General features: G+C 50.9%; 20 protein-coding genes. 17 read left to right on the forward strand and 3 right to left on the reverse strand.

The window, feature by feature from the left end; translation table 11 throughout:
* Window positions 1-39: 39 nt before the first annotated feature.
* Window positions 40-552, forward strand: coding sequence for a hypothetical protein (locus KNO70_RS02475; protein ID WP_214687359.1), 513 nt, complete (start codon window positions 40-42; stop codon window positions 550-552).
* Window positions 553-586: 34 nt separating this feature from the next.
* Here the strand turns inward: KNO70_RS02475 and KNO70_RS02480 are convergent, their stop codons facing one another.
* Window positions 587-2,398 carry a hypothetical protein gene (locus tag KNO70_RS02480; protein WP_214811126.1) on the reverse strand — a complete coding sequence of 604 codons (1,812 nt, stop codon included), beginning with the start codon at window positions 2,396-2,398 and terminating at the stop codon, window positions 587-589.
* A 287-nt stretch (window positions 2,399-2,685) separates the two neighbouring features.
* On the opposite strand from KNO70_RS02480, the gene KNO70_RS02485 reads away from it, so the two are divergent.
* The 15 genes from KNO70_RS02485 (at window position 2,686) to KNO70_RS02555 (ending at window position 23,404) form a co-directional block, all read left to right on the forward strand.
* Window positions 2,686-4,758 carry a bifunctional metallophosphatase/5'-nucleotidase gene (locus KNO70_RS02485; protein WP_214811129.1) on the forward strand — a complete coding sequence of 691 codons (2,073 nt, stop codon included), beginning with the start codon at window positions 2,686-2,688 and terminating at the stop codon, window positions 4,756-4,758.
* Window positions 4,759-4,971: 213 nt separating this feature from the next.
* Window positions 4,972-5,466 (forward strand): helix-turn-helix domain-containing protein, encoded by a 495-nt coding sequence (locus KNO70_RS02490; RefSeq protein WP_168169861.1) that lies wholly within the window; start codon window positions 4,972-4,974, stop codon window positions 5,464-5,466.
* Window positions 5,467-5,470: 4 nt separating this feature from the next.
* Window positions 5,471-5,686 carry a PIN domain-containing protein gene (locus tag KNO70_RS02495; protein ID WP_214811131.1) on the forward strand — a complete coding sequence of 72 codons (216 nt, stop codon included), beginning with the start codon at window positions 5,471-5,473 and terminating at the stop codon, window positions 5,684-5,686.
* Between the two features lie 576 nt (window positions 5,687-6,262).
* Window positions 6,263-8,908 (forward strand): glycosyltransferase, encoded by a 2,646-nt coding sequence (locus tag KNO70_RS02500; protein WP_214811139.1) that lies wholly within the window; start codon window positions 6,263-6,265, stop codon window positions 8,906-8,908.
* A 9-nt stretch (window positions 8,909-8,917) separates the two neighbouring features.
* Window positions 8,918-9,229, forward strand: coding sequence for a hypothetical protein (locus KNO70_RS02505; protein ID WP_214811141.1), 312 nt, complete (start codon window positions 8,918-8,920; stop codon window positions 9,227-9,229).
* A gap of 42 nt (window positions 9,230-9,271) precedes the next feature.
* Window positions 9,272-12,337, forward strand: coding sequence for a CgeB family protein (locus tag KNO70_RS02510; protein WP_214811149.1), 3,066 nt, complete (start codon window positions 9,272-9,274; stop codon window positions 12,335-12,337).
* Window positions 12,334-14,517: a glycosyltransferase gene (locus tag KNO70_RS02515; protein ID WP_214687345.1), complete on the forward strand. Its 2,184-nt coding sequence runs from the start codon at window positions 12,334-12,336 to the stop codon at window positions 14,515-14,517. The genes KNO70_RS02510 and KNO70_RS02515 overlap by 4 nt, the downstream gene beginning before the upstream one ends.
* Before the next feature lie 127 nt (window positions 14,518-14,644).
* Window positions 14,645-15,934, forward strand: a complete 1,290-nt coding sequence (locus KNO70_RS02520; protein ID WP_012727111.1) for a nucleotide sugar dehydrogenase — start codon at window positions 14,645-14,647, stop codon at window positions 15,932-15,934.
* Between the two features lie 15 nt (window positions 15,935-15,949).
* Window positions 15,950-16,747, forward strand: coding sequence for an ABC transporter permease (locus KNO70_RS02525; protein WP_012727110.1), 798 nt, complete (start codon window positions 15,950-15,952; stop codon window positions 16,745-16,747).
* Window positions 16,748-16,757: 10 nt separating this feature from the next.
* Entirely contained in the window at window positions 16,758-17,645 is an 888-nt protein-coding gene (tagH, locus tag KNO70_RS02530) for a teichoic acids export ABC transporter ATP-binding subunit TagH (protein ID WP_012727109.1), read from the forward strand.
* Window positions 17,646-17,694: 49 nt separating this feature from the next.
* Window positions 17,695-18,795, forward strand: a complete 1,101-nt coding sequence (gene wecB / locus KNO70_RS02535) for a non-hydrolyzing UDP-N-acetylglucosamine 2-epimerase (RefSeq protein WP_012727108.1) — start codon at window positions 17,695-17,697, stop codon at window positions 18,793-18,795.
* An 81-nt stretch (window positions 18,796-18,876) separates the two neighbouring features.
* Window positions 18,877-19,353 (forward strand): hypothetical protein, encoded by a 477-nt coding sequence (locus KNO70_RS02540; RefSeq protein WP_012727107.1) that lies wholly within the window; start codon window positions 18,877-18,879, stop codon window positions 19,351-19,353.
* Between the two features lie 37 nt (window positions 19,354-19,390).
* Window positions 19,391-20,821 (forward strand): MBOAT family O-acyltransferase, encoded by a 1,431-nt coding sequence (locus KNO70_RS02545; RefSeq protein ID WP_078147452.1) that lies wholly within the window; start codon window positions 19,391-19,393, stop codon window positions 20,819-20,821.
* Window positions 20,822-20,833: 12 nt separating this feature from the next.
* Window positions 20,834-22,054, forward strand: coding sequence for a DHHW family protein (locus KNO70_RS02550; RefSeq protein WP_214730357.1), 1,221 nt, complete (start codon window positions 20,834-20,836; stop codon window positions 22,052-22,054).
* Between the two features lie 36 nt (window positions 22,055-22,090).
* Window positions 22,091-23,404, forward strand: coding sequence for a glycosyltransferase family 4 protein (locus tag KNO70_RS02555; protein ID WP_214730358.1), 1,314 nt, complete (start codon window positions 22,091-22,093; stop codon window positions 23,402-23,404).
* 166 nt (window positions 23,405-23,570) lie between these two features.
* Here KNO70_RS02555 and KNO70_RS02560 read toward each other — a convergent pair whose 3' ends face one another.
* Window positions 23,571-23,864, reverse strand: coding sequence for a hypothetical protein (locus KNO70_RS02560; RefSeq protein WP_012727102.1), 294 nt, complete (start codon window positions 23,862-23,864; stop codon window positions 23,571-23,573).
* 186 nt (window positions 23,865-24,050) lie between these two features.
* Between KNO70_RS02560 and KNO70_RS02565 the strand changes: the two genes are divergently transcribed.
* On the forward strand, window positions 24,051-24,551 hold the full coding sequence (locus KNO70_RS02565; protein ID WP_214811151.1) for a YdcF family protein: 501 nt from the start codon (window positions 24,051-24,053) through the stop codon (window positions 24,549-24,551).
* Between the two features lie 20 nt (window positions 24,552-24,571).
* Here the strand turns inward: KNO70_RS02565 and KNO70_RS02570 are convergent, their stop codons facing one another.
* Entirely contained in the window at window positions 24,572-26,407 is a 1,836-nt protein-coding gene (locus KNO70_RS02570) for an acyltransferase family protein (protein WP_214811153.1), read from the reverse strand.
* Window positions 26,408-26,552: the final 145 nt, after the last annotated feature.

Here is a 26,552-nt window from a genome sequence, read left to right on the forward strand (position 1 = left end):
TTGAACTAGTTCTAGGCAAAACGCATGAAGGAGGACCTAATGAGTCGCAAGGAAAGACGGATGAAAAAGAGAATGATGAGTGGGCTTCAGGTAACGCTTGTCGCGATGTTGCTGGTGGCGGGGGTGTTTTGGACGCGCGCGGCGGACGATGCGGAAGCGAATGACTTCATTCTTCCGTCCACGACCGGCGAACAGTTGACGTTCAGCGGGATGGCGCTTCGCCTCGACCCGAAAAGAGGACCGTACATTCATGGGAATGCTTCCCATTACCCACGTGGATTTAAAGAAGTGTATATCGATCAAAACCGCGGTTATTTGACGGTCAAGCGGGACCGCTTCGACTCGGTCGTCTCGATCATCACGGACCCGGACGAGACGCTCACGGCCCGTGGAATCACCATCGGATCGTCAGGTGGTGGCGTCATCACGAACCTATACTTCTATCAGAACGGACGACTGCTCAATTTGGCGGACCCGAACGATTACGCGATTATAGCGGGCGTATACTCAAACGTCTGGTTGACGATCATCAGTCAGCCGAACGGACAATGACATCCTCAGCCGAGGATGTCATTTTTTGTAGGCTTCACTTGTAGACGGCGTCTTTGTAGCCGAATGATCGGATCGTGAGGTTGTTCAATCGTTTCGCTCCGTGCATCTCAAAGATGATGGTTTCGGACGATTTCCATCCTCCGAGGTTGACCTTGTCCATTGAGACCGGACCCCCATCTCGATAGTTTGCGTTCACATCGACGGAGAAGAAGTGAGTGTTTCGTAACCATTCCTTGTCACTCGCACGGATGGCGACATACGTCCGATATCCGGATTCGATCACTTTCGCCTCAAAGGCAGGCGGCTCTTTCTGATAGGCAGAGAGCGGTTTGTCATTGATGGAGACGAGTTCGATTCGAGATTCCGGGTAGTTCGGACGCTCGACTGCTTTCGTTTCCATGACGAGGCTACGAGTCGTATTGCCGTCGATGGTGACGAGTCGAATCGATCCGACAGGGAAATCGTACACAAACGTCTGATCTTTCTCCTGGCTGATATACCATTCTTTCTTCTCGATGAGTGGACGTTTGAAACGGATTGACTGCAATGTGCCATCCGCGACCATTGCGGTGACAGCACGTGTATATTGATTGTAATAAGAAGCGTTGTCGACATGGTCATGGAACGTCTGGATTTTCAGTTGAGAATCTGACGTATGCACGTAGGCCGGTGTCGTCTGTTTCGTCGTCATGACCGCATCGACGAGACGGACGATGTCTTTCAGGTCGGTCGCCGAGTTGACGAGGCGTTTGCTCGGTCCAGCCGCCTCATTTTGGCGAAGTGCCGTCACATAGTCGCCGACACGCGCTGTCGTGTAGGGAATGTTCAACGTGTCGAGAGTAGCCGTGACCGATGCTTCGTTCACGTTCGAGAACATCTTGTCGATGGCGAGTTCGGCTTTCCCCATTTTCTTCCCGCGAATCGTCTTCGATGGCTTGATCGAACCGATGACGCCGTTCTTTCCTCCGAGGACGTGCGTCTTCGTCGGTGCCGCGACGGTACGGACTTTGAGCGTGCTCGTCCCGCGTACGACGACATCTGTGTTGCGGATGTTCAAGAAGCCGACCTCTCCTGTATACCGAACAGGAATCTCATATGAATATTCCGTATCTTTTGAGATGTCCCACCGTTCGATTGTTCCTTTTCCGGCGATCTGGACTTCCCCTGCCGTATGGAGTTGCTCGATCTGACCGTTCAAGGTGAGTTTTTGTACCTCACCATCGATTGCAGGGTCATGCGCATGTGCGTTCGCGACGACTTGACGGAGCGGTCCTGCCGTCGTCAAGGTGAAGTTCGGTGACATCGGATTCCAAGGGATGTATAAGCTGTCGATCCGACTCGCTGCCGCTTTGTCGATGACGAGCGAGCTGGCAGGTTGACCGAGCGGGAAGAAACTGAGCTGTTTCCAACCGATCAACGTACGGTCCTTTGTTTTCGGTACGACTAGCATGCTTTTAAGTGCCGTGCCGTTCTTTTGGAAGAATGGCTTGAGTGCTGGGTCGATCTTGTAGCTGGTCCCGGAGATACTAACGATGTCCGTGCCCTTATAGCTCATGACTTCGTTCATATCATAGGAAGCAATCGGTGTCTCGAGCGGCATGACGGACCGCATGGAGAGATACCCCTTCGTTTTACCGATTTGGACGTGGGCCCAAGAGTTCGTCTTGCTGAGGAGCGCGACTTTCGTGTTCGTCTTCACGGTCATCAAGGTCTTGGCCCCTTTTTGCGTAGACGCCTTCAGTGGGGTGGATTGGACTGTCTTATACGACGGTGATGCCGCCTCGACGGACTGCATCCCGAACAGGACGACGAATAATAGACTAAAACCTAACAATTTTTTATACATAAATGTACCTCCTTCTTTCTAGAAACCATTATATCCCAAATGGTTTTGCCATCTCTCGCCTATTTGTCATAAAGAGGGAATCGTTTTTTGTGGAAATTGTAAAAAGGTTAAAAATCTTCAATTTGTGATTGTTTATTGGACGCGTTTCCGGTACGTTAGAACTAGAGCGAATTGTACATATGGGGGAAAAACGGACGACTTTGGGGCAATGAGATTACACATAAGTCGAACGATGTAAGCGCTTTCCTCTATGTGTCTTGTTCGCAAATCCGAAAGGGGAACTGGACATGGCAAAGAAATCATCACGTAAACTGTATACAGCGCTTGCCGTAGCCGCTGTATCGACAGCATCACTCACGCCAGCTGCTGTCACAGAAGCTGCACCGAAAGCATCGGTCGTCAAGGCGAAGTCAGGGTATGTATACAAAGGAGATTTGGATGCAGCACTCGACGCTACATATAAAGGGGCGCCAATCTACTGGTACAAATCAAGCGTTGACCTCGAGAAGCTCGGCACGTTCCAAACAGCACGTGGGATCGTAAAAGGAAAAGGCATGTACATCGAGAAACGTGTACGCGTCCTCGATCATCCACTTGAAATCCTTCCGCCGTCTGAGCCACTCGTGTTCAAACAAGGGAAGCCAGCAGTCGGAATCGTGAAGCAAGATGTGCGTTTCGCGAGCGGCACTTACGAAAAACCAGTTCGTTGGAGCGGGATCAACACAGATGAAGTCGGCGAATTCGTCGCGACGGCTACATACACGAACCGCGGAAAAACGATCACACTCGAAGTTCCTTATAAAGTAGAAGGATACAAGCTCTCGATCATGCACACGAACGACACGCACGCAGCGCTCAAGTACGCACCGAACCGTGCGACAGCCATCAAGCAAGTTCGTGCCGAGAAGCCAGATAGCCTCTTGATCGACGCAGGGGACGTCTTCTCAGGATCGCTCTACTTCAACGAGTTCAAAGGTCAAGCCGACCTCAAACTCATGAACTACATGAAATACGACTTGATGGTACCAGGTAACCACGAATTCGACCTCGGTACAGAGCAAGGACATAAAGAACTTTCTGACTTCGTCCGCTATGCGAACTTCCCGTTCGTGAGCTCGAACGTGGACTATTCAAAAGACCAATACATGAAGAACTTGTACCGCAACGAAACGACGGATAAGGCGTATAACGGTCGTTTGTATGAAGGAGTCATCAAAGTGGTCGACGGCAAGAAGGTCGGATTCTTCGGTTTGACAACAGAAGAGACGGCTACAATCGCTAGCCCAGGGCCAATCGAATTCCAAAACTACATCACAGAAGCACAAAAAGCAGTCGATGCGTTCGAAGAGATGGGTGTCGACCAAATCGTTGCGGTCTCACACCTTGGATATAACGACAACCCAGCATTCGACAACGACTTGTTGCTTGCTGAAAACGTAGACGGGATCGATATCATCGTCGGTGGACACACGCACGCTCGTTTGAGTGAGCCGGTCCTCATCACTGCAGGGAAAACAGAACCGACGGTCATCGTTCAAGCGGACCAATATAGCAATTTCCTCGGAACGGTTGATGTCGAGTTCGACAAAGACGGGAAAGTCATCAAGCATGCAGGTAGCTTGATTGACGTGAAAGCACTTCAGCCGGATCCATACGCGGTCTCACTTCTCGCACCGTTCAAAGAAGTGGTTGATGCGATTAGTGAAGATCCAATCGGTGTGTCTCTTACAGCGCCACTCGATAACCCACGTGACAAAGGTGATGAAACAGCACCGAGTGTCCGTAAAAATGAGACAGCCCTCGGTAACTTGATCACAGATGGCATGCTCGCGAAAGCGAAAGAATATGATTCTGCTGTCATCGGTGCCGTTCAAAACGGTGGTGGAATCCGTGAAGCAATCAATGCAGGTCCTGTCACGACAGGTGAAGTGTTAACGACACTTCCATTCGGAAACACGCTCGCCATCATGGACTTGAAAGGTAGCGAATTGAAAGCGGCCTTCGAGCGTAGTGTTGGCATTTACCCGGTCGAGAACGGTGGATTCCTCCACGTTTCTGGATTCAAAGTGTTGTTCGACAGCTCGAAACCGGCTGGCGAGCGCATCGTTAGCTTGGAATACAACAACGGCTCAGAATTCGTAGCAGTAGATGATGCGACGAGCTATAAAGTCGCAACGAACTTCTTCACAGCGCAAGGTGGAGACAACTACGCTGAGTTCAAGAAAGCATTTGATGAAGGCCGCGTCAATGACCTCGGTCTCATCGACTGGGAAAACTTCCGCGATCACTTGATCAGCCTCGGTGAAGAAGTCACACCGGCTGTTGAAGGACGGATCGTCGACGTCAATGCTGCAGAGTAAGTGAATAATGGTTTTAGGGGCGAATTTCTAAAGAGAAATTGCCCTGTGACTATCGATGGACACTCGTTTCAAGCTACTTGGAACGGGTGTCTATTTTATTGAAGTGCTTCAATCGAATTACTTTTATATCAAGTTGTTCAATAAGTAGAAGAGCGGGTATAATATAATTAAGTTTCGTTTGTTTCGTTTGTTTCGAAAGTGAGGATGAGATGTATGCTGAAAGATTACAAAAATCATAAAGATGACATCATGAAGGTGCTTGAACGGGATGCTCAACTTGAAAAAATAGAAGTCGCCACTGAATTGAATAATGACCTAAAGCGTCAAAGTGCTGTTCGCCGTGCAATCAATGCGCTTAAAGAATATGAGCAAAGCCTTGACATCAAATTGTCAGAACGAGAAGAAGCAATCGTGAGTCAATACACCGTTTCAGAAAACCTCATTCATCTGTTGCCGAAATATCTTACTGTAACTGAGGTCGGAAAATTACTCTCTATCTCTCCTCAAATGGTAAGGCGGAAGTGTATGGCAAATGAAATTGAAGCGCATCGTACATTGAACGGGAAAGGGAAATGGCGAATCCCTTCCTCACAATTTGTGAGTCATCCTGACTTAGAAGAACTTTTGCTTGAACTTCAAGAACAACGACGATCGTCCGAACGACTCGCTTCTGTATTATTACAGGACGTCGATGAAGTGAAAGAGTGAAATGATGATTGTTAAATACGTGATTGATACGAATGTGATTCGAGATTTGAGTGCGCGTTCTAATGACGTTGAGGCACAAAAACATCAGAAGCAGTGTCAACACTTTTGGAAAAAAATCAAAGAGGATTCTAATGCGATTTTGATGATTCCTGAAGAGGTGAAAGTTGAACTGGATGTACAACTATTGGCAGAAATCCCGCCGAAACCGAATGAACGCTAACGTATTCTCGATGCTGTGAACGATTGTCAAATCGTCTATGAGAAAAGTACGCGTGAAATTGAGAATAAGTTGAGGGAGTTAAGCGCCATTCTAAAAGCTAAATATGGGTCGCGCATTCATGAAGAATGTCAACTCACACCGCAACACATGCAAGTGTCGGATGCGAGGATTCTGAGTGCAGCTTATGAGCAAGATGCGATATTAGTGACACGGAATATCAAAGATTTCATTTTATATCTATTCTTGTCCGAAGCGGATGAAGAGGTTCTTTATGATACGGGTAGGGGCGAATATCTATCTGTCTCTACTGAATTGCATGAGGCAGTACTGTCAGATGAAGAATTCTCAGCAAGACTAGAAGATTTCTTTGAGATTTGGAATCAACTTGATTAGACGTTTTGACATGTCATCATTATGAGTGAGGTATTCCTCGAGACGGATCCATTTGTGGGTCCGTCTTTTTGATGTGAAACGCCGGGCCGTACATTTGTCATCAAATTGCGACCGACATGTAACTCTGTTAAGATACGATAAGATGAAGAAATACTGATTACTTAAAAAAGGTGGAGCGGACGTATGGATGTAAAAGCGACGCTACGCGACGTGCAAAAGCATATCGCGTGGTTAAAAGAAGAAAAAGAACGAGTCAACCGAAAAGAGGCATTGGTCGGGGATGACTTGATTACCTTAGATGAACTTCCTTCTTTGTCGAGACAGGCGCAACGCCCGCGTCTAGATGACAAACTGTTCGAGGAACAACAAACCGCATTACAGGCAGAGCTCGAAGCAGCTCGGAAACGCCTCCCAGAACTTGATGTGACACGCATCCAGTCGAACGGGAGCAGTTTTTATGAGAAGGCGAATGTGCATGTCGCTTTCGTCGGACCGGTCAAGCGGGCCAAAGAGCTCGAACGTCTTTGTCACACCCATTACTTTGAGAACGTGACAGGCTTTTTAGAGTTGCTTGAAGCAGAAGACATCGATTTCCTGCTCATCTCGGCAGCGCTCACAGAAGATGAGACGACGGCCTTCCATCACATGGGGACGCCACGCTCGCACTCTCGTCACTGGCTCGGAAACTTGATTCGAAAGGCGAAACAAAAGGAGATCCGTGTCGTCTTCGAAACGACACTCGATACGAATCATTTCGACCGCTTCTCTTCACTTGCCGCACAATGTGATTACATCTTCACGGCAAACGAGGAGCGTGTGACGGAATATATGGAAGAAGCCGGGCATGAACGGGTCTTCGTCATCCGTCCGGGAGTCGACCCGCTTCACGTCAATCCGATCGGGATGACGCGCGGCAAGGTAGACCGTGTCGTCGTGACGAACCGTTTTCCCGTCCAGCGGTTCGCAAAAGATTTGGAGACGCTCGCGCAAGGCGTTCGCGATGCGAACAAAGAACTCTATGTGATGCGTGAGGCGAATGAGTCGAAAGCGTCACTCGCACCGAAGTCGCTTCAAGATGTCCTCGTCCATGGGGACCCTGAGGATATGGAGAAGCTGAAAGAGACATCGAATTGGGTGCTTCACGTCAATGAAGTGAAGAACAGCCCGACGATGAGCGCGCAAGCCATCTATGAGGCACAGGCTCGCGGGCAACTCGTCTTGACGAATTACAACGTCGCCGTCAACAACGACTTCCCGAACGTGTTCATCGCCACAAGCGTCTTGGACGCCCAAGGGATTTTAGAGATGTTTAAGACGGACGAAGAGCGTCTCGAGCATCAACTGTCTGGTGTCCGGACCATCTTCTCGAACCATACGATGTACGACCGATTCAGTGAGATGTTGTTCACTCTCGGCATCCACCATGAAATCCGTCGCGACGTCCTCGTCATCGGTCGCGGTGATGTGACGGCGACACGTGAACAGTTCGAGCGTCAGTCGTATCCACACAAGCGCTTCGTCGCCGAAGCGGATCTACAAGAAGTCGACCTACGTACAGCCGACTTTGTGACCGTGTTTGACGACCGTCATCACTATCTCGACTACTATGTGGAAGACTTAGTCAACGCCTTCAAATACACGGACGTCTCGTTCGTGACGAAAGGGCAGGACACCATCCATGAGTTCGTGGAAGACTATGCTGACGTGGCCTTGACGATGTTCGCGGCTAGTCACGTATCGCTTGAGACGCTTCGGAACGACCAACGCGTCGAAGGTCAAGGCTATGCCATCGATCATTTCGAACTGCTCGCCCCAGACGACGTGCTCGTCCCGAACGAACCAGGTGACTATCAGCTTTCGATGATCGTCCCGATTTATAACAACGGTCGCTATCTATACAACAAGTGTTTCTCGAGTCTTCGCCGTAGCTCGATGTTTGAAGACATGGAGATCTGGCTCGTCGACGACGGTTCCACGGACCAAGAGACGATCGGCTATATCGAACGTCTCGTCCGGAAGTATCCGAACGTCTACACGTATTCGTTCAACGACGGCGGTAGCGGTAGCGCCTCACGTCCACGCAACAAAGGGGTGGAGCTTGCGACGACGCCATACATCGCCTTCCTTGACCCGGACAATGAAGCGGTCAACGACGGCTATGCGGCACTGTTCCGTGTCATGCAAGAAGATGACACGCTCGACCTCTCTGTCGGAAGCATGTTGAAGCTTGCGAACCGTGAAGCGATGATCGAACTCGAAGACCTCGAGAAGGATGGCATTCGCGTCATCGAAGACCCGAGAGGGTACTTGCTTGAGCATAACTTCAAGGTGCAGAGTATCCAGACGATGGTCATCAAAAAAGACTTCATCCAGAAGCATGATTTGAAACAAGTCATCGGTGCGGTCGGGCAAGACTCACTCTTCTTCCAAGAGATGTTCCTCAACGCAGGACGCGTCGCTCTGCTCGACTTGACGATCCATGACTATTACGCGGCCGTCGCCGGTTCGACGGTCAACACGATCACGAAGAAGTACTTTACGAAGTGTGTCATCCGGGAGACGGCACGGGCGAAAGCGTTCGCCCGCGAAGGTGTACTCGACCAATACCGCTCGACTCGATTCGAACGGTTCTTCTCGATGTGGTATTTGGTCTTCTTACGCCGAAGCAAACCGGAAGAGTTTGTCGACAATGCCGGTATGCTTTATGAAATCATCGAACAGTATCGTCCGATGGAACTAGAGACGCCGATCGTGAAACAGTTCGTCGACTTATATGAATCAGGACAAACAGAAGAATTGAAGCGTCTCTATTTTGACGCATACTTGTGAGGTGAGACCATGAGCAATGAACTAGAAAAAGAAATCGGATTGTTGAAACAGCGAATCAAACTTCAAGAAGAGGAGATTCGTCATTTGAAACATGATGAACGTCTATTACGTCAAAAGCATCGACGACTCGTTCAAAAGTATGGAGATCTTCTGTACACGTTTGAATGGACCGTGAAGACGTTCGAGAAGAAAGAACAAGCGCTCACGGACGTGAAACGTAAGTATGAAGTGGTGAATAAGAAGTATCGTCGTCTTGTGCAATCGAAAGCCGGTAAAGCGATTTTGAAGGCACAGGCGGTTGCACGACGCATTCGCAAATAAAGAATCGAGCTCGAAAGACTCGATGATTTGGAGGATATGAGGATGGATTGGCAGAAAAAAGCACGTCGCGCCGCTTACCTTGGGGTACAACGGTCGAAGCGACTCGGTCGTAAAGTGTTGAACAAACGCCCGAACAAATCGCATCAACTACGTGAACTCGTACCGAACTGGTATACACGCTCACCTTACGTACACGTTGAAGGGACGGACCTTGTCTTCTCTGGGGACGAGCCGGTCACCATCACGTACCGACCGAACGCGAGTTCAGATATCATCTCGGTGAACGACCTCGTCGAATCAGGTCAAAAGACGTTCACGGCTATGATGCGTGTCAAATCGCGTGAAGGCTTGATGCCAACGTTGACGTTAGAAGTCGTGCGTAAAGGCGGACGTACTCGTTACGTGACGGTGCAGGACGGCGATCAGGTCGATGTGACGCTCGGCATGGGTGAACAAATCGTCCGGGCTCATCTTGAAGTCAACGGGGCAGGAGCGTTCAGCCTCGTCGAGCTCATGCTCGGCAAGCTGTCGCTTTGGACAGTCGAAGGGACGGCTGCGAACGTATCACTTGATGCTTTTGATTTCCGTTATCCGCTTACGTCGGCGTCACTCCGCTCGCTCAAGCCACAGAGTGAGATTGCTCACTTCGATGGGGACACGCTCGTCGTGCGAGCCGAAGGAAACCAATACACGCACTATGGCGTCGATGAGATCGCGCTACCACACGTCGATACAGAACGTGGCATCGATTTTGAGACGGGTGATATGGACGATGACTTGTATCGTTTCTATTTGAAAGGGGACCGCACGGGTACAGCGGACGCCTCGCTATTCATCGCGACGTATACGGTGTCTGGGCAGGATCGTTTGATTGAAGTGCCACTCGGACTGAGCGGTATCGTCCGCATCGCACCGTCACACCGTTCCATCCGCTATTTCATCCGCGTGAACGGGTCAGGACAGCTTGAGAACTTGAATATCGGCATGATTCGCGAAAAGAGTGTCCGCCGTGAAGACGTCTTGTCGCTCAAACCGGACATGTGGACGATCCCGGCACCGGACCTCATCAAATTGAAGAGCCGGGATGACCAACTTGTCGTCAATTTGAAAGGCGAGGACGATCAGCGCCGCTACATCTCGTATGCAGAGATGAACAACAGCTTCAAACTGCTCCCGACAGAGTTCCCGTATGAAGTGAAGGCGAACAGTCGTTACCGTGTCACGCTCGATGGTGTGGCCGATGAAGGGGCGAATGTTGTCCTCTACATCATTGCCTACTCGGCGACGGAGCGTCAGATCATGCAACAGGTCCAAATCGGAAGCGAGAAAGTCTTCTATTTCGACCGAGGCATTCGCTTCCTTCGCTTTGCCCTACGTGTCGACGGTGTCGGAGAGGCTCGGGTCGATCGCATCCGTGTCGCTGAAGAACTCGTCAGCGATGGTACAGAAAACCCGACGTGGATGGACGTGCGCGAGGCTCGCTTTTTCGCACCAATCCCACGTGAACTACACGAACTGAAGGTCGCGGCCATCTTCGATGAGTTCACGATGGCATCCTACAAACCAGAATGTCAGCTCATCACGTTCACACCGGACAACTGGAAGACGGTGCTGCTCGATGAGCAACCGGACGTCCTCGTCGTCGAATCGGCGTGGAAAGGGAACGCCGGTGCATGGGAGAAGAAAATCGTCAAATATGGCACGAACACATGGGAAGAGCTCGACGCGCTTCTCGCTTGGTGCCGTTATCACAACATCCCGACCGTCTTTTGGAACAAAGAAGACCCGATTCACTACGACCGTTTCATTGAGACGGCGAAGCGATTCGACTATGTGTATACGACCGACTTGAACCGCGTTCCGAACTATAAAGAAGATTGTGGTCATGACCGTGTCGATGCGTTACCGTTCGCGGCGCAGCCGAAAGAACATAACCCGATCCGCTTACCAGGGACGCGTGAGCCGTATGCGTGTTTCGCCGGTTCGTATTATGCGAACCGTCACGAATCACGTAAAGCTGACATGGACCGCTTGTTCGCGGCGGCGGATAAGTACGGTCTTGCCATTTACGACCGCAACTATGCGATCAACCAACGCGGGGAGAGCGACCAGCTCCAATTCCCGGAACAGTTCCGTCACGCCATTCGCGGCAGTTTGAAGTACAACCAGATTGCCAAGGCGTATAAAGGGTATAAAGTCATGTTGAACGTCAACTCGGTCAACGATTCACCAACGATGTTCTCACGTCGTGTCTTCGAAGGACTCGCCTGCGCGACACCGGTCGTCAGCACCCGTTCGGTCGGGGTCGACTCCATGCTTGGCGATTACGTCTTCCTCGACGATGGGGAGTCAGACTTAGATGAGACGTTCCGCCGCTTGATGACGGATGACTCGTTCTATGAGGACATCGCGATGCGTGGGATGCGCCACGTGTTGACGTATCACACGTACACGCAACGTCTGGCGAAGATCGTCCAAGACGTCGGTATCCCGTACCGCGTCGACCACGAGAAGATTGCCGTCGTCGCCTTCATCAAGTCGCGCGAAGAGGCAGAACGCGTCGTCGCCCAGTTCGAGGCACAGAACTATGAGCATAAACACCTCATGATGTTCCTCGATAAGTTCGAGGATCACATCGACGTGTACAACACGTACAACACGCCATCGATCTCGACGTATATGCGCAGCTACTTGACGCACTATACCTCGTTCACAGAGATGGTCGAGTCGTACGATTGGGTCGCCCATTTGAAGTCGGACGATTATTACGGTCCGAACTACTTGAGCGATTATCTGCTCGCGGCACGCTATGCGGAAGCGGATGTCCTCACGAAAGAGGATTACTATGCGTATGACGGCAAGCTCGTCAAACAGGACCATGACGAGTCGTATCGTTATGTGTTTGACGCGACACCGTCCCGCTCGATCGTGCAGCCGTCGGCACTCCGCTTCTATACGGTCGAGGAGGCGCTCCACATCTTTGAAGCGGACGAGAGTTTGAACGAACTCGCTCGTTCCGGCAAACGCATCTTCAGTGTCGACCCGTATCAATATGTGAAAGCCGGTGCCGCCATGGATGAAGCGGACCGTCAGGAGGTAACGTTATGACGAAGCAACCGCTACGGATCCTCGTATACGGGGACGTCAATTTGAACTTGATCGACGGCTCGGCCATCTGGCTCACGTCGGTCGTGCATATGTTGAACCAGGACCCGAACATCGAGGTCGACGTGCTCTTGAAGCGCTCGATCGTGAAACCAGAAGTGACGGCGTCGATCAAACAGCTCGACCGCGTCCGCTTCATCGACGTCTTCACGGAAGACTCGACGAAGAAAGACGAGCCGTACTATGAGAAGAAGGTGCTCCAGCCGGAAGAGGCGGCCCAACTCATCCACGAGCTCGTCGAGACGAAACAGTATGACATGACGTTCATCCGTGGGTTCCAGCTCGCCTATGCGCTCTCCGACTATGAACATACGATGAAAAAGACGTGGACTTATCTCACGGATTTCACGCATGATTCATCGGCCGCGTCACAGGAAGAGTTGGCACGGTTGAAGAAGATCGCGGACCGCTCGGCGCGCATGCTCTGTCAGACGGCGGAGATGAAGGCGTACTTCGAGACGTTTTTACAGACGCCGAAGCCGTTCCTCATCTTGAACCCGATGATTCCGAACATGCGCGAGGCGACACCGACGTTCAAGCGTCAGGCGAAACGTCTCGTCTATACAGGAAAGTTCGCGCCGCTCTGGTACTCGGCTGAAATTCTCGACGCGCTCGAGAAGGTACGGGTCCGGATGCCGGACGTCGAGTTGAAGGTGGCGGGGGACAAGTTCAACCAAGACCCGAACAACCCGAACTTCCGTAAAGAAGTGACACATCGTCTCCAGACGGACGAAGGGGTCCACTGGTTGAAAGGCATCCCGCGTGCGGACGTCGAGACGCTCATCGAAGAGAGCGACATCGGTATCTCGTGGCGCCACCCGGACCTTGACGACAGCCTCGAGTTGTCGACGAAGCTCCTCGAATATGGGGCGCTCGGGAAGCCGGTCCTTCTCAACCGCAACAAGATGCACGAAATGTTGCTCGGGTCGAGCTACCCGCTCTTCGTCAACTCGGAAGATGAGTTCATCGAAAAGGTCGAGCTCGCCTTCACACATCCGGCCATCTACAAGGATGCGGCGGAACGTCTCTACAATATGGCGAAAAACTACACGTTCGCCAGCACGTTCGAACGCCTCCGTGATGCGGTTTGGGAGATGCAGAAGACGACGATTCTCTTCGCCGGTCACGACTTGAAGTTCATCCGTATGTTCATGGAACGCTTTGAGGCCGACCCGAGCTACCGGGTCCTCATCGACCAGTGGGACGGACATAAGATTCATGATGTGAATCACAGTAAGGCGTGTCTCGCGCAAGCAGACGTCATTTTCTGTGAGTGGGGCCTCGGCAACGCCGTCTGGTACTCGCAACACAAGTTGCCGCATCAGCGTCTCATCGTCCGAATTCACCGTCAGGAGAAAGAGACACCATTTCCACGGGAATATGCGCTCGACAACATCGACCGTATCATTCTCGTCTCACCGTATATGTTAGAAGAAATGCATCGTCTCTTCGGGATTCCGCGTCACCAGATGACGGTCATCTACAACGCCGTCGACGCGGACAAGCTCGACAAACCGAAACAGGCAGACGATTTGACGTTCCGTCTCGGTATGATCGGCATGAACCCGAAACTGAAGCGTCCGGACCTCGCGCTCGACGTCCTCGAAGAGCTGCTGAAGACGGACAAACGGTACCAGCTCCACTTCAAAGGACACCATCCAAAAGATGTCTATTGGATTGGGAAGCGCGAAGAGGAGAGCGCGTACTACGAGGCGTTACTGAAACGCATCGAGGAGTCGGACCTTCGTGACCACGTCCATTTCGATGGACACGGCAATGACGTCGACACATGGCTCCAATCAATCGGCTTCGTCTTCTCGACGAGTGACTTGGAAAGTTTCCATCTCGCACCGGCCGAAGCGATGGCCGCAGGGTCTTATCCGCTCATCCGTCACTGGACGGGCGCGGAGACGATTTACCCGGACGAACTGCTCGTCACGGATACGATGGAATTTGTTGACACAATCCTTTCTTATAAAGAAGAGAACGAGAAGCTGATGGCGGACGCAAAAGCCTATCAGGCGTATGCCCGTAAACATTTCGCGCTCGATCGTCTCTATCGAGAGATGGAACAAATCATTTCAGGCAAAACACACGAACAATTTTCGACGATATTGTCATGAAAATGTAATTGCACCGAAGAATTGTTCAAGAGTATAATGAGTATTGTTTTATTATCGAATGTGAAATAAAATGATGGACAATGCGCTATTTAAAAAGCGCGTCAAAACATTTGGAGGTTACCACACAATGAAAGTATGTACAGTAGGTCTTGGATATATCGGATTACCGACATCGGCTGTCTTTGCGAACTATGGCGTCGACGTCGTCGGAGTCGATATTTCACAACATGTTGTTGATAAATTGAACCGTGGAGAGATCCACATTGAAGAGCCAGGTCTCGGCGAAATGGTCGCAGACGTCGTGGCAAAAGGGAAGTTCCGTGCATCACTCTCACCAGAGAAAGCAGATGCCTTCATCATCGCGGTCCCAACACCGAACAACGACGACGAGCACAAATCATGTGACTTGACGTACGTCTTAGATGCGACACGCAAAGTGTTGCCATTCGTTGAAAAAGGCAACGTCATCATCGTTGAGTCGACAATCGCACCACGTACGATGGACGACTTCGTCAAACCACTCGTCGAGGAAGCTGGATTCACTGTCGGTGAAGACATCTATCTCGTACACTGCCCAGAGCGCGTATTGCCTGGACAAATCCTTCATGAGCTCGTGCACAACAACCGCATCGTCGGTGGAATCACGACAGAATGTGCAGAAGCAGGCGCACGCGTCTACGGTACATTCGTTGAAGGTGAAATCGTGAAAACGGATGCGAAGACGGCAGAAATGTCGAAACTCATGGAAAACACGTTCCGTGACGTTAACATCGCACTCGCGAACGAACTCGCAAAAGTATGTAACGACTTGGACATCAACGTTCTTGACGTCATCGAGATGGCGAACAAGCACCCACGTGTCAACTTGCACAGCCCAGGCCCAGGTGTCGGTGGACACTGTCTCGCGGTCGACCCGTACTTCATCGTCGCGAAATCACCTGACCTCGCGAAAATCATCAACTTGTCACGTGAGACGAACGTCTCGATGCCACACTACGTTGCAGACAACGTTCAGAAGTTGACTGCTGGAATCGAAGACGCGAAAGTCGCGGTCTTTGGTGTGACATACAAAGGAAACGTCGACGACATGCGTGAAAGCCCAGCGGTTGAAATCGCTGAAATCTTGCTTGACCGTGGTGTGAACATCTCTGTTCACGACTCACACGTTGAAAAATCAACATCAAGCCGTTTCGAGCTCGTTTCAAAAGAAGAAGCACTCAAAGACGCGGACCTCGTCCTCGTATTGGTTGACCACAACGAGTTCAAAGTCCTCGACTTCGCAGAGCTCAAGTCAACGATGCGTCGTCCGATGATCTTCGACACACGTAACATCGTGAAACCAGAAGGTGAAGACGTAGCGGTCGTCAACTACGGCAACCTCTACAAATATACAAAGGAAACGAATCTCGTTCTTTGATTCAGGTGAATGAACATGTTTAAATCCGCGAAAGCTATTCTTTCAGAGCTAAAGTCGAGCTTGTACTTGATTTTCCGTCTCGCCACGTATGAGACGCGAAGCAACAACTCGATGCAGTACCTCGGATTTTTATGGGAGTTCGTGACACCGTTATTGCAGATTGGAGTTTACTGGTTCGTATTTGGATTTGGTATTCGAAGCGGCAGGCCGATTGATGGCGTGCCGTTTCTGCCATGGTTGGTCGCAGGGATTGTCGTCTGGTTCTTCATTGCCTCGGCGATCACCTCGACGGCCCGATCCGTCTATTCGAAAATCGGCATGGTCTCCAAAATGAGCTTCCCAATCTCGACGATTCCGGCATACGTCTTGCTCGCACTCTTCTACCGCCACGTGGCGCTAGTCGGTGTCTCGTTTATCTTGATGTGGGCATTCGGATTCCCGATGGGGCTACATTCGCTCTGGTTTATCTACTTGGCGTTCAGTGCGCTCGCACTACTGTACTCGCTCGCCTTGATTACGTCCGCGCTCACGACAATCGTGCGCGATCTTCAAAACCTTCTTCAGTCGATGATGCGGATGTTGATGTATTTGACACCGATTTTTTGGGTGCCGCCGGCGAAGCTCGCGAATATCCTACAAATCAATCCGCTCTATTATTTAGTCGAAGGATATCGGTCGATGTTCCTCGGAACCGACTGGTTGGCGACTAACTGGGCTTACGGTCTCTATTACTGGGCCATCGTCTTCGTTCTCTTCTTCGTCGGGTCGATGATTCATTTGCGTTTCCGTCGACACTTCATCGATTACATTTGAGGAGGACCTTATGTACCAGGTTAAATTTGAAAACGTATCGAAACGATATACGCTTTATAACAAGCAATCTGATAAGCTGAAGGAGATCTTCTTCAGTAAAGCAGGGGGCAAACAGTTTTACGCGCTCCGCAATGTCACGTTTGAAGTTCCACCCGGGGAAGTGGTCGGGATTATCGGGATCAACGGGTCAGGGAAGTCGACGATGTCGAACTTGCTGGCTGACGTGATGCCGCCGACGCACGGGAAAATCGAACTTCACGGAAAGACGGCGTTGATTGCGATCTCTTCTGGTTTGAACGGTAACTTGACGGGGCTCGAGAACATCGAGCTCAAAGGCTTGATGCTCGGGATGACGAAACAGGAGATTATCGACTTGACACCGGCCATCATTGAGTTCGCCGATATCGGCGACTTCATCAATCAGCCGGTCAAGACGTACTCGAGCGGGATGAAGTCCCGTCTCGGATTCGCCATCTCGATCAACGTCGACCCGGACATCCTCGTCATCGATGAGGCGCTCTCGGTCGGGGACCAAACGTTCACCGACAAGTGTCTCGCCAAGATGAACGAGTTCAAAGACCGTGGGAAGACGATCTTCTTCATCAGTCACTCGGTCTCACAAGTCCGCCAATTCTGTACGCTCGGCCTTTGGCTCGAGTTCGGAGAAGTGCGCGAATATGGACCGGTCGATGAAGTCGTTCGGGAGTACAATAAGTTTTTGAAATGGTTCCGCAACTTGTCTAAAGAGCAACAAGACTCGTTTAAAGCCGATAAGCTCAAACGTCGTACGACGGTCGTCGATGCAACGGAGCTCGGAGAGACGTATATCTTACCGCCTTTGACAGAAGAACAACTACAAACACGCCATTCGTCGGTCGCTGTATCGAACGAAGCGTGAGCAATTGGGAGGAGGAAGCACGGCGAAGTCAGACCGTGCGAAACGACCTATGAAAAAAGTCATGACCGTCTTTGGGACGCGACCAGAAGCCATCAAAATGGCACCACTCGTACTTGAGTTGAAAAAACGTGAAGGGGTAGAACCGATTGTCGTCGTGACAGCGCAGCACCGTCAAATGCTTGACCAAGTGCTCGAGTTGTTCGAAATCAAACCGGACTACGACCTCGACATCATGAAAGACAAGCAGACGCTTTACGATGTCACGTCACGTGTATTGAAAGGGATGGGCGAGGTCATCGCTGAAACGAAGCCAGATATCGTGTTGGTCCACGGGGACACAACGACGACATTCGCGGCATCACTCGCAGCCTTCTACAACCAAGTCGCAGTCGGTCACGTTGAGGCTGGCCTGCGCACACACAATAAATATTCACCATTCCCGGAAGAGATGAACCGCCAATTGACGGGTGTCATGGCCGACCTTCATTTCGCACCGACGGAAACGTCGCGTGACAACCTCCTTCGTGAAGGCAAGAATGAAGAGATGATCTTCGTCACAGGGAACACGGCAATCGACGCACTCAAAACGACAGTCCGTGACGACTATGCGAGCGAGTTGCTCGACAGCATCCGTTCACAAGGTCGTCGCCTCGTCATGTTGACAGCGCACCGTCGTGAGAACTTGGGTGAGCCGATGCGCAACATGTTCCGTGCGGTCCGTCGCTTGATCGAGAAGTATGATGACATCGAAGTCGTGTATCCGGTCCACATGAACCCGGTCGTTCGTGAACTCGCTAACGAGATTCTTCACGATGTCGAACGTGTCCACTTGATTGAACCGCTCGACGTCTTCGACTTCCACAACTATGCGGCGACGTCGCACTTGATCTTAACGGATTCAGGTGGCGTACAAGAAGAAGCACCATCTCTCGGTGTACCTGTCCTCGTCCTTCGTGACACGACAGAACGTCCAGAAGGTGTGGCTGCAGGAACGCTCAAACTCGCAGGGATCGAAGAAGAGAACATCTTCTCACTCGCGGATGAGCTCTTGTCTGACGAAACGGCATACAAAGCGATGTCACAAGCATCGAACCCGTACGGTGATGGTGAGGCGTCACGTCGAATCGTCGATGCTATCCTTGCCAACTAAATGAAAGCGAATAGAGTTGTTTTGTGCCCAGCACAGCAACTCTTTTCTGTATCATCATCCTAACGATTCGGAGGTGCTTGTATGTCAACGAAGCGAATTCGTCCGGCGATTTATCATTACTATCCGCGCGGACCGCATAAAAACCATATGTCGATGCGCGAAGAAGAATACAAGACAGAAGTCACATTTTTACCACAAGCGTTAACGGACTCGATTTACGTCCAATTGTTTGATTTGAAGTTTGAGATTCCACCGTCAAAAATCTTTTTGGCAGACGCCAAGATGGATGAAGGGGACGAGATGGAAATGAAGACTGCCGTTTATGTCGAAGGCGATCGCACCGTTCGATTTGAACTGTACGTCATGCAGTACTCAGATGAGGAACGTCTTTCGAACAAACGTTTCTCGCTCACGTTGAATCCGGGGATGAATCCGATTGAAGAAGTCGTGAAACAGATGGAAGGCGCCAAGTATTTCAAGATGTCGTACAAATACATCGTCGAGACGCTTGACCCGATCACAGTACGATTCGATGACCTCTATGTAACGTTCCGCTGAACGGAGCAAGTCTTAAGGGAGAAAGGGACCATTCGGTATGTTATTTAGTTCCACGGTATTTCTATTTTATTTCTTGCCGGTCGTGCTGTTGTTGTACTTCGTGTCACCACGCTGGCTGAAGAATACGATTCTACTCGTTTCAAGTTTGTTCTTCTACGCATGGGGTGAACCACGTTTCGTCCTCATCATGCTCGCTTCAATCGTCATGAATTACTTCTTCGGCTTTATGGTCGATAAGTATCGGGACGATGCGAAGAAAATCAAATGGACGATGGCGCTCATGCTTCTCGGAAACCTCGGGATGCTTGGGGTCTTCAAGTATGCGAGTTTCTTCGTCGAGAACGTCAACTCGGTGTTCGGCTTCTCGCTGAATGACCCGGAGATCCCGCTACCACTCGGGATTTCATTCTTCACGTTCCAAGCGATGAGTTACGTCATCGATGTGTATCGGAACGATGGGCGTCTCCAGAAGAACTTGTTCGACTTGGCACTTTACGTCTCGTTCTTCCCGCAATTGATTGCCGGACCGATCGTCCGTTACCAAACGGTCGCAGATGAGATCGTGGACCGCCGTGAGACGATTGATGACTTTGTCTCTGGGATCCAACGTTTCGTCATCGGTCTAGGGAAGAAGATGATTTTGGCGAACAGTTGTGGTTATGTGGCCGACCAAGTGTTCAGTCAATCGGCGGGGGACCTGTCGACGACACTCGCCTGGATTGGAATCATCGCCTACTCGCTCCAAATTTATTTTGATTTCTCCGGTTATTCGGATATGGCCATCGGTCTTGGTCGGATGTTTGGGTTCCATTTCCTTGAGAACTTCAATTATCCGTATATTTCGAAATCGGTGTCTGAGTTTTGGCGTCGTTGGCACATCTCGCTCGGAAGTTGGTTCCGAGACTACGTGTACATCCCGCTCGGCGGGAATCGTCAAGGCCCATGGAAGACGTATCGCAACTTGACCATCGTCTGGTTATTGACTGGCGTATGGCACGGGGCGAGTTGGACATTTATCGCCTGGGGTCTCTATTACGGGATCTTCATCATGTTCGAACGGGCATTTCTCGGGAAATGGCTCGCTGCGTGGCCGGCATGGCTCGCGCATGTGTTCACATTATTCGTCGTCGTCATCGGTTGGGTATTCTTCCGTGCCGATAACTTCACGTACGCGATTGACTATCTGCAAGTCATGTTCGGCTTACACGGCGGTGAAGTGTTCGATCAAACGGCATACTTCTATCTCGTCCAATACGGAACGGTTCTTCTGTTGGCGATGATTGCTGCCACACCGCTTCCGAAGATGCTGGTCGCTCATTTCTTGCGCCACGAGGTGGACTCGGAACGTCCGGTTCTTGCCGCGAGCGCAGGTCTTGCCCGAGCAGCTTATATCTTGCTCATTTTCGGCATCTCGATTTCGTACGTCGTCTCGAGTACATTCAATCCGTTTATTTATTTCCGGTTCTAAGGAGGGCTGACAATGGAACAACAAACCAAAAGCGAACAAGTCCGTTCGAAAGGACGGCGCCTCTCTTGGGTGGTCAACAGTATCCTTTTGCTCGGCTTCCTTGGCACCATCTTTTATGGACTTGCCGTTTATGCCTTCGGTAACGAGCAGGAAAGCTCGGCCACCGAGGGACGCATGTTGGCGAAGCGTCCTGAGCTATCCATCGAAACGATTTTAAATGGGTCGTACATGGAGGAGTTCGAGGCGTCGGCGAACGACCAGGTGTTTGAGCGAAACCTGTGGATTGAAACGCAGGCCTGGGTGCAACTGAACGTGCTGCAACAACAGATGAATAACGGCGTCATCAGCATCGATGGGTTCTTATACGGTCCGGATGCGAACGAAAGTCAGTATTCTTCGCTCGGTGTATTCTTCAAAGAATTCAAAAAAGAGATGGATGATGCCGGCATCCCGTCTTACTTCGCCTCGGCACCGAGTAAGCCGGTCTATGCGACGCGACAAAACATCTTCCCGGATTACATCGAGTCGGCGGATGCGGAGAATCGTGACGAGTTACATGAGCGGATCGAAGAGAATGACATCCCGCTCATCGACTTGGAGGAGACGCTCGGTGACGAACCGGGTGAGGATATCTATTTCAAAACCGATCACCACTGGCGAGCGGAAGGGGCATTTCTCGCATACGGTCAAATCATGGACCGCTTAAGCGAGCAGTTCCCGGATGCACCGGTGTTGACCGCGGATGAGATGGACGTGAAGACGGTCGACGGGACGTTTTACGGGTCTCATGCCCGGGAAATCTCGATGCCGTATGTCGAATCGGCGGACACGTTCACGTATCTCGAACCGAAAGACGGATTCACGACGACGGTCTGTCGAAACGGGGATGACTGTGGACATGGCGTCCTCGACAAAGACGTGTTGAACAACACGGACGACTTCACGAACTACTACAACTTGTTCATGGGTGACAACTACGCCCTCGCGAAAATCACGCAGGAGAATCCGAAAAATGACGATCATCTCCTCGTGTTGAAAGATTCTTATGCGAACCCGGTACTCGGCTACCTTGGCGAGTCGTTCGGGACGGTATCGGCAATCGACGTTCGCTATCTCGATGACTACGATGTCAGCATCGCGGAATATGCGGAAGAGAACGATGTCGATGCGGTTCTGTTCTTACACAATGACCGAATCACAGGACTCGGGTCGATGTATCAAGAAGGTCTGTGATCGAACGCAATTCCTTCGAAAAGGCAGGTGCGCTTCATGAACGTATTGCTACCGGTATTCTTCCACTCCGCGATGGGTGGGCTTCATCGACACATTCTCTCATCTGTGAAAGTGCTTATTCGAGAGGGTCATGAGGTGACCGTCGTCTGTAAGCCAGGTCCCTTTGCCAAAGAGGTAGAGGCGCTCGGTGGGCAGGTCATACGAACCGATTATTCCAATGAGGACGTCACCCGTGTGATCGATGTGGTAGTGACACAATCCTTCGATCTGGTGTATGCCCATCCGTTCGATTCACGACAGGTCGGCCTAGCGGTGGCAGAGACACACGGCATCCCGTTCGTCCTCGTCATCCATGGGATGTATTATGATGAGATTGAGCAGTATCATACGAGCGTCTCGCGAGTGATCGCCGTCTCGGAACGGATCGCGACCCATCTCGTGGAGCACTGTCCGGCCATCGAATCGAAGCTCATCGTCATTCCGAATGGAGTCGATGATGCATTCGTCCCGGATGTGACGAGCGTGTCGTCAGAGCGCGTGACGGGTCTATTCACCTCGCGACTAGATGCGGACAAACTGTTCATTTTAGATGTCTTTTTGGATGCGCTAGAAGACGAGCGGATCAAGTCTTTACCGATTGATTGGCTCATTGTCGGGGACGGGACACAACGGGAAAAATACGCATCACGTTATGAGGAAGCGCTTGAAGGGACCAGTCAGACGATGGACTGGCTTGGTTGGGTCGAGCAAGACGATTTACCCGAAGTGATGCGTCGTGCCGATTTCGTCATCGCCCCAGGGCGCTCTGCGCTAGAAGGGATGGCGGTCGGCAAACCGACCATCGCCGTCGGGAGCAAAAGTTATCAGGGGCTGGTCACACCTTCGACGTGGCAAGATATTGCGAGTACGAACTTTGGTGGCATCGGGACGAAATACGATGGATACACATCGGGTCGAATCGGTGATGCCATCCTCGAATTGATGGATGAGACGACGAGACGAGAGCTCGCACGTTTCTCGGCCGCACTCGTGGATGAACATTTCCGTGATGAAGCGGCGCAACGGCTTCTCCTTGATCTGCTCGAAGAGGTGAGACAAGAGGGAGTCGAGGAAATCGATTTGGTGGCTCGTTATCCACACGTTCGTTACGACCAACTGCATGCTCGTCGCGCGAATCGGCTCTGTTCGTGGAAATTAGCGGATCGGGAGCAACGACTGGAAGCTATGCGCGAGGAGCTCGAGACGACCAAGCGACACCTTGATGAACTTCGTGCGATTCAATCGGAGCAGTCTGCTGAGATCAGTCAGTTACGATTAGCCCTTCAGCGATTGTCCGACGAAACCGAATAAACACAACAAGAAGGTTATAACGTGACGATTAAACGTGATCAGCAAGACCACTTGGTTGTTCTACAGGCGAAATATCAAGGAATCAATCAACCGATTCCAATCATCGTCAAATTGTCGAAGCAATAAGAAAGAACGGAGTCGCAACTGTGCGACTCCGTTCTTTTGGTCAATGTGCTGTGAAGCGAGCTGGTCCAATCGAAGAGACGAGACGTGTCGCGGCACGCAAGCAATCCAGCTGTCTCGAATACACACGGCTCACATCGGAAAAGGCAGAGGGGAGATGGTCTGAGTCTAACGGACCTTGTCGCATATAAGGAGATTCCCCGGCGCCAAGCGGTGTCGGATGAATCACGAACTTATAGTGAGTCGGGTCGAGCTCGACAACCTCAATCTCTGCAAACAGTCGTGCATCGCGTGTATACAAGAAGCGGGTGGATAACCACTTATCTGAATCTGTCATGGTTCACCAGTCCTCCCTCAAGAAGTCTTACCTCCCTTATCATAAAACAATTTTTGGATATTTCAAATGTTATTTTCATATTTATGTAAATATATTTACTTGAAATTGTAAAAAAGAGCGGATTCGTGCAATCATTTCTTTGTTTGAGTAAAGTTAGGAAAGAACGTACGAAGGCGGGGTGACAACATGAGAAAAAATGCGACTGGAACATATCGGTTCCTCATCATCCTTGGGGCGAAAGTGAATGGGATACGACCATCCCGGGCGCTCCAACATCGAATTGACGTGGCTGCCGCCTATGCGAAGGCACATCCTCATGTCGAACTGATCGCAACTGGCGGTCAAGGACCAGATGAAGGGATGGCGGAGGCGCGTGTCATTGAACGAGAACTGATGGCGCAAGGAATCGATGCAACACGGATTCATGCGGAAGCGACATCGACGTCGACAATCGAGAACTTTGAGCATAGCCGCTCAATTTGGGACGGAGCATCCGGTGTGACGATCGTGACAAATGATTTTCATGTGCCGCGCGCTCGTCTGATTGCGAGACTGTACTTTCAGCTCGAGAGTGATGCTTTGTATGCACCGACCCCACCGCTTGCGAAAGGGCGATATATGATTCGTGAAATGTTGGCGTATGTGAAGTTGTTGGGACGTTACGTATTTAGGAAAGAAAAAAACTAGGCTCTTGCACTCGCAAGAGCCTAGTTTGGTTGACAACCGATTTCTTCGTTCAGTACGTGGCCAAACGCTTCGGCGCCCTTAATATTTAAATGGACCCCGTCACTTTCGAAGTACGCTTCCTTTCCGATTGAGCGTTCATGCCAATCGATGAGGGATACGTTCTCATGAAGCTCACTGGCCCGAGCGAGTTTTTTATTGACCTCACTCTCCCATGGACGTGGGACACGTGTGTTGATCAAATAGATTTCATCTGCTCGTTCGAACTGCTTGAGCAACGTCTCGAGTTGCTCCATTTTGAAGGCACCGTTCGTTCCGAGATGGAGGAACACGACGTGACCTGGAGCATTATACGATTGGTACTGAGAGGCAACTGGAATCGCATCGCGAACTTGACGTCCGATTTGGGCGTCGATTTTCATATTCGGGAAAGCATCTGCCAAATATTCGTTCAATCCGAGCATGACCGAGTCGCCAATCGCGAGAGCCGGTGGACATGTTCGTTCTTCTGGTTTTTCAGTTGGTGCTTTGTTTTCTTCTGTCGATTGATCTTCAGACGGGACTTCCTCTGTTTCCTTGGATTCCGATTCTTTCGGAACGTCCTTTGTCTCGTCTTTTGGCATCGGTACTTTCACGACAGGAATTTCATCTTCGACCGGCTTCGACTCAGAGAACGCCAGGATGGTCAAATTCCCAACGAGAACGAGTGAGAGTGCGGTCGCACATGCCGTGGCGGCAAAGCGCGCGTTCGGGTGCGTCGGTGTTGAGACGAGCTGACGGAACGCTTGTTTGAATCCGTTTCGACGAATCGGTGTCTCGACGAAGCGATACGACAACTCGGCGATCAAAAGCGTCAACGCCACTTGCCCGACGGAAAGAAGTGGCGAGAACGTCCCGAGTCGATCGAGCGGTGTCGATAGAATGATGACCGGATAGTGCCACAAGTAAATCCCATACGTCCGTGTACCGATCACGCGAAGCCAAACGCTTCCAAACAGTCGTGACCAAATGGTCGCCGGATGGGCGACAGCGGCAATCAATAGGGCGGATAGGAAAGCGACGAGCAAGAAACCTCCATAATAGAGGAATGCATCGTAGGCGTTGACGTTACTGATGATCCCGACGATGACGATGAGCGAAACGGCGCCGGTCCAGTTCAAAATGTGGCGTCCGATATGCGGGATCGTTTCTTTAAACGTGTCCGGACGCCAACCGAAGGCGAGGACGGCTCCCATGAGCAGACCGAACAATCGCGTGTCGGTCCCGTAGTAGACGCGGCTCGGATCGGCTTCCGGGACATATCGGAACGCCATCCAGGCGGCGGAGACGAATAGAAGCGCAGCGAGCAGTTGAAGCAATCGCTTCCGGAACGCGAGACCGACGAGTAGGAGCAACGGCCAGAACGCATAAAACTGTTCTTCGATGGAGAGAGACCATAGATTTTGAAGCGGTGATGGCTTTCCGAAACTCTCGAAGTAGGAGACTTCGTGAAAGATATACCACCAGTTGTTCACATAGGCGAGTGCCGCCAGTGAATCTTGGCGCACCGTATCGAGCAAGGAGCGGTCAAACAGCGTCACATACGTCATCACGACCGACAGCATCAAGACGAGTGCCGGCAACAAACGACGGAAACGCGCGATGTAGAACTTTTTCAAATTGATTGTGCCGGTCTTCGTCCATTCGCGAATCAAGATGCCGGTAATCAAGTAACCGGACAGGACGAAGAAGACATCGACACCGAGGAATCCCCCGGGTATGTAAGGTACATTTAAATGATATAAAATCACAGCCAAGACGGCGAACGTGCGCAAGCCGTCGAGACCAGGCATATACGTTGTATGTTTGAGTGGTTGCATGCCCCCACTTCCTTTCTAGTAAAGCGGACATTTCCCTTATTTTTGAATCCATTCTTCAGTATAACGAGCGTGGAGGAGGGAATGGTTTCAAAAGATTAACAATCAAATGACGTAAAAATCCAATAAAAAAAGGGACACGAGGTCC

The sequence above is a fragment of the Exiguobacterium sp. s181 genome (assembly GCF_018617125.1).
Lineage (GTDB): Bacteria > Bacillota > Bacilli > Exiguobacteriales > Exiguobacteriaceae > Exiguobacterium > Exiguobacterium profundum.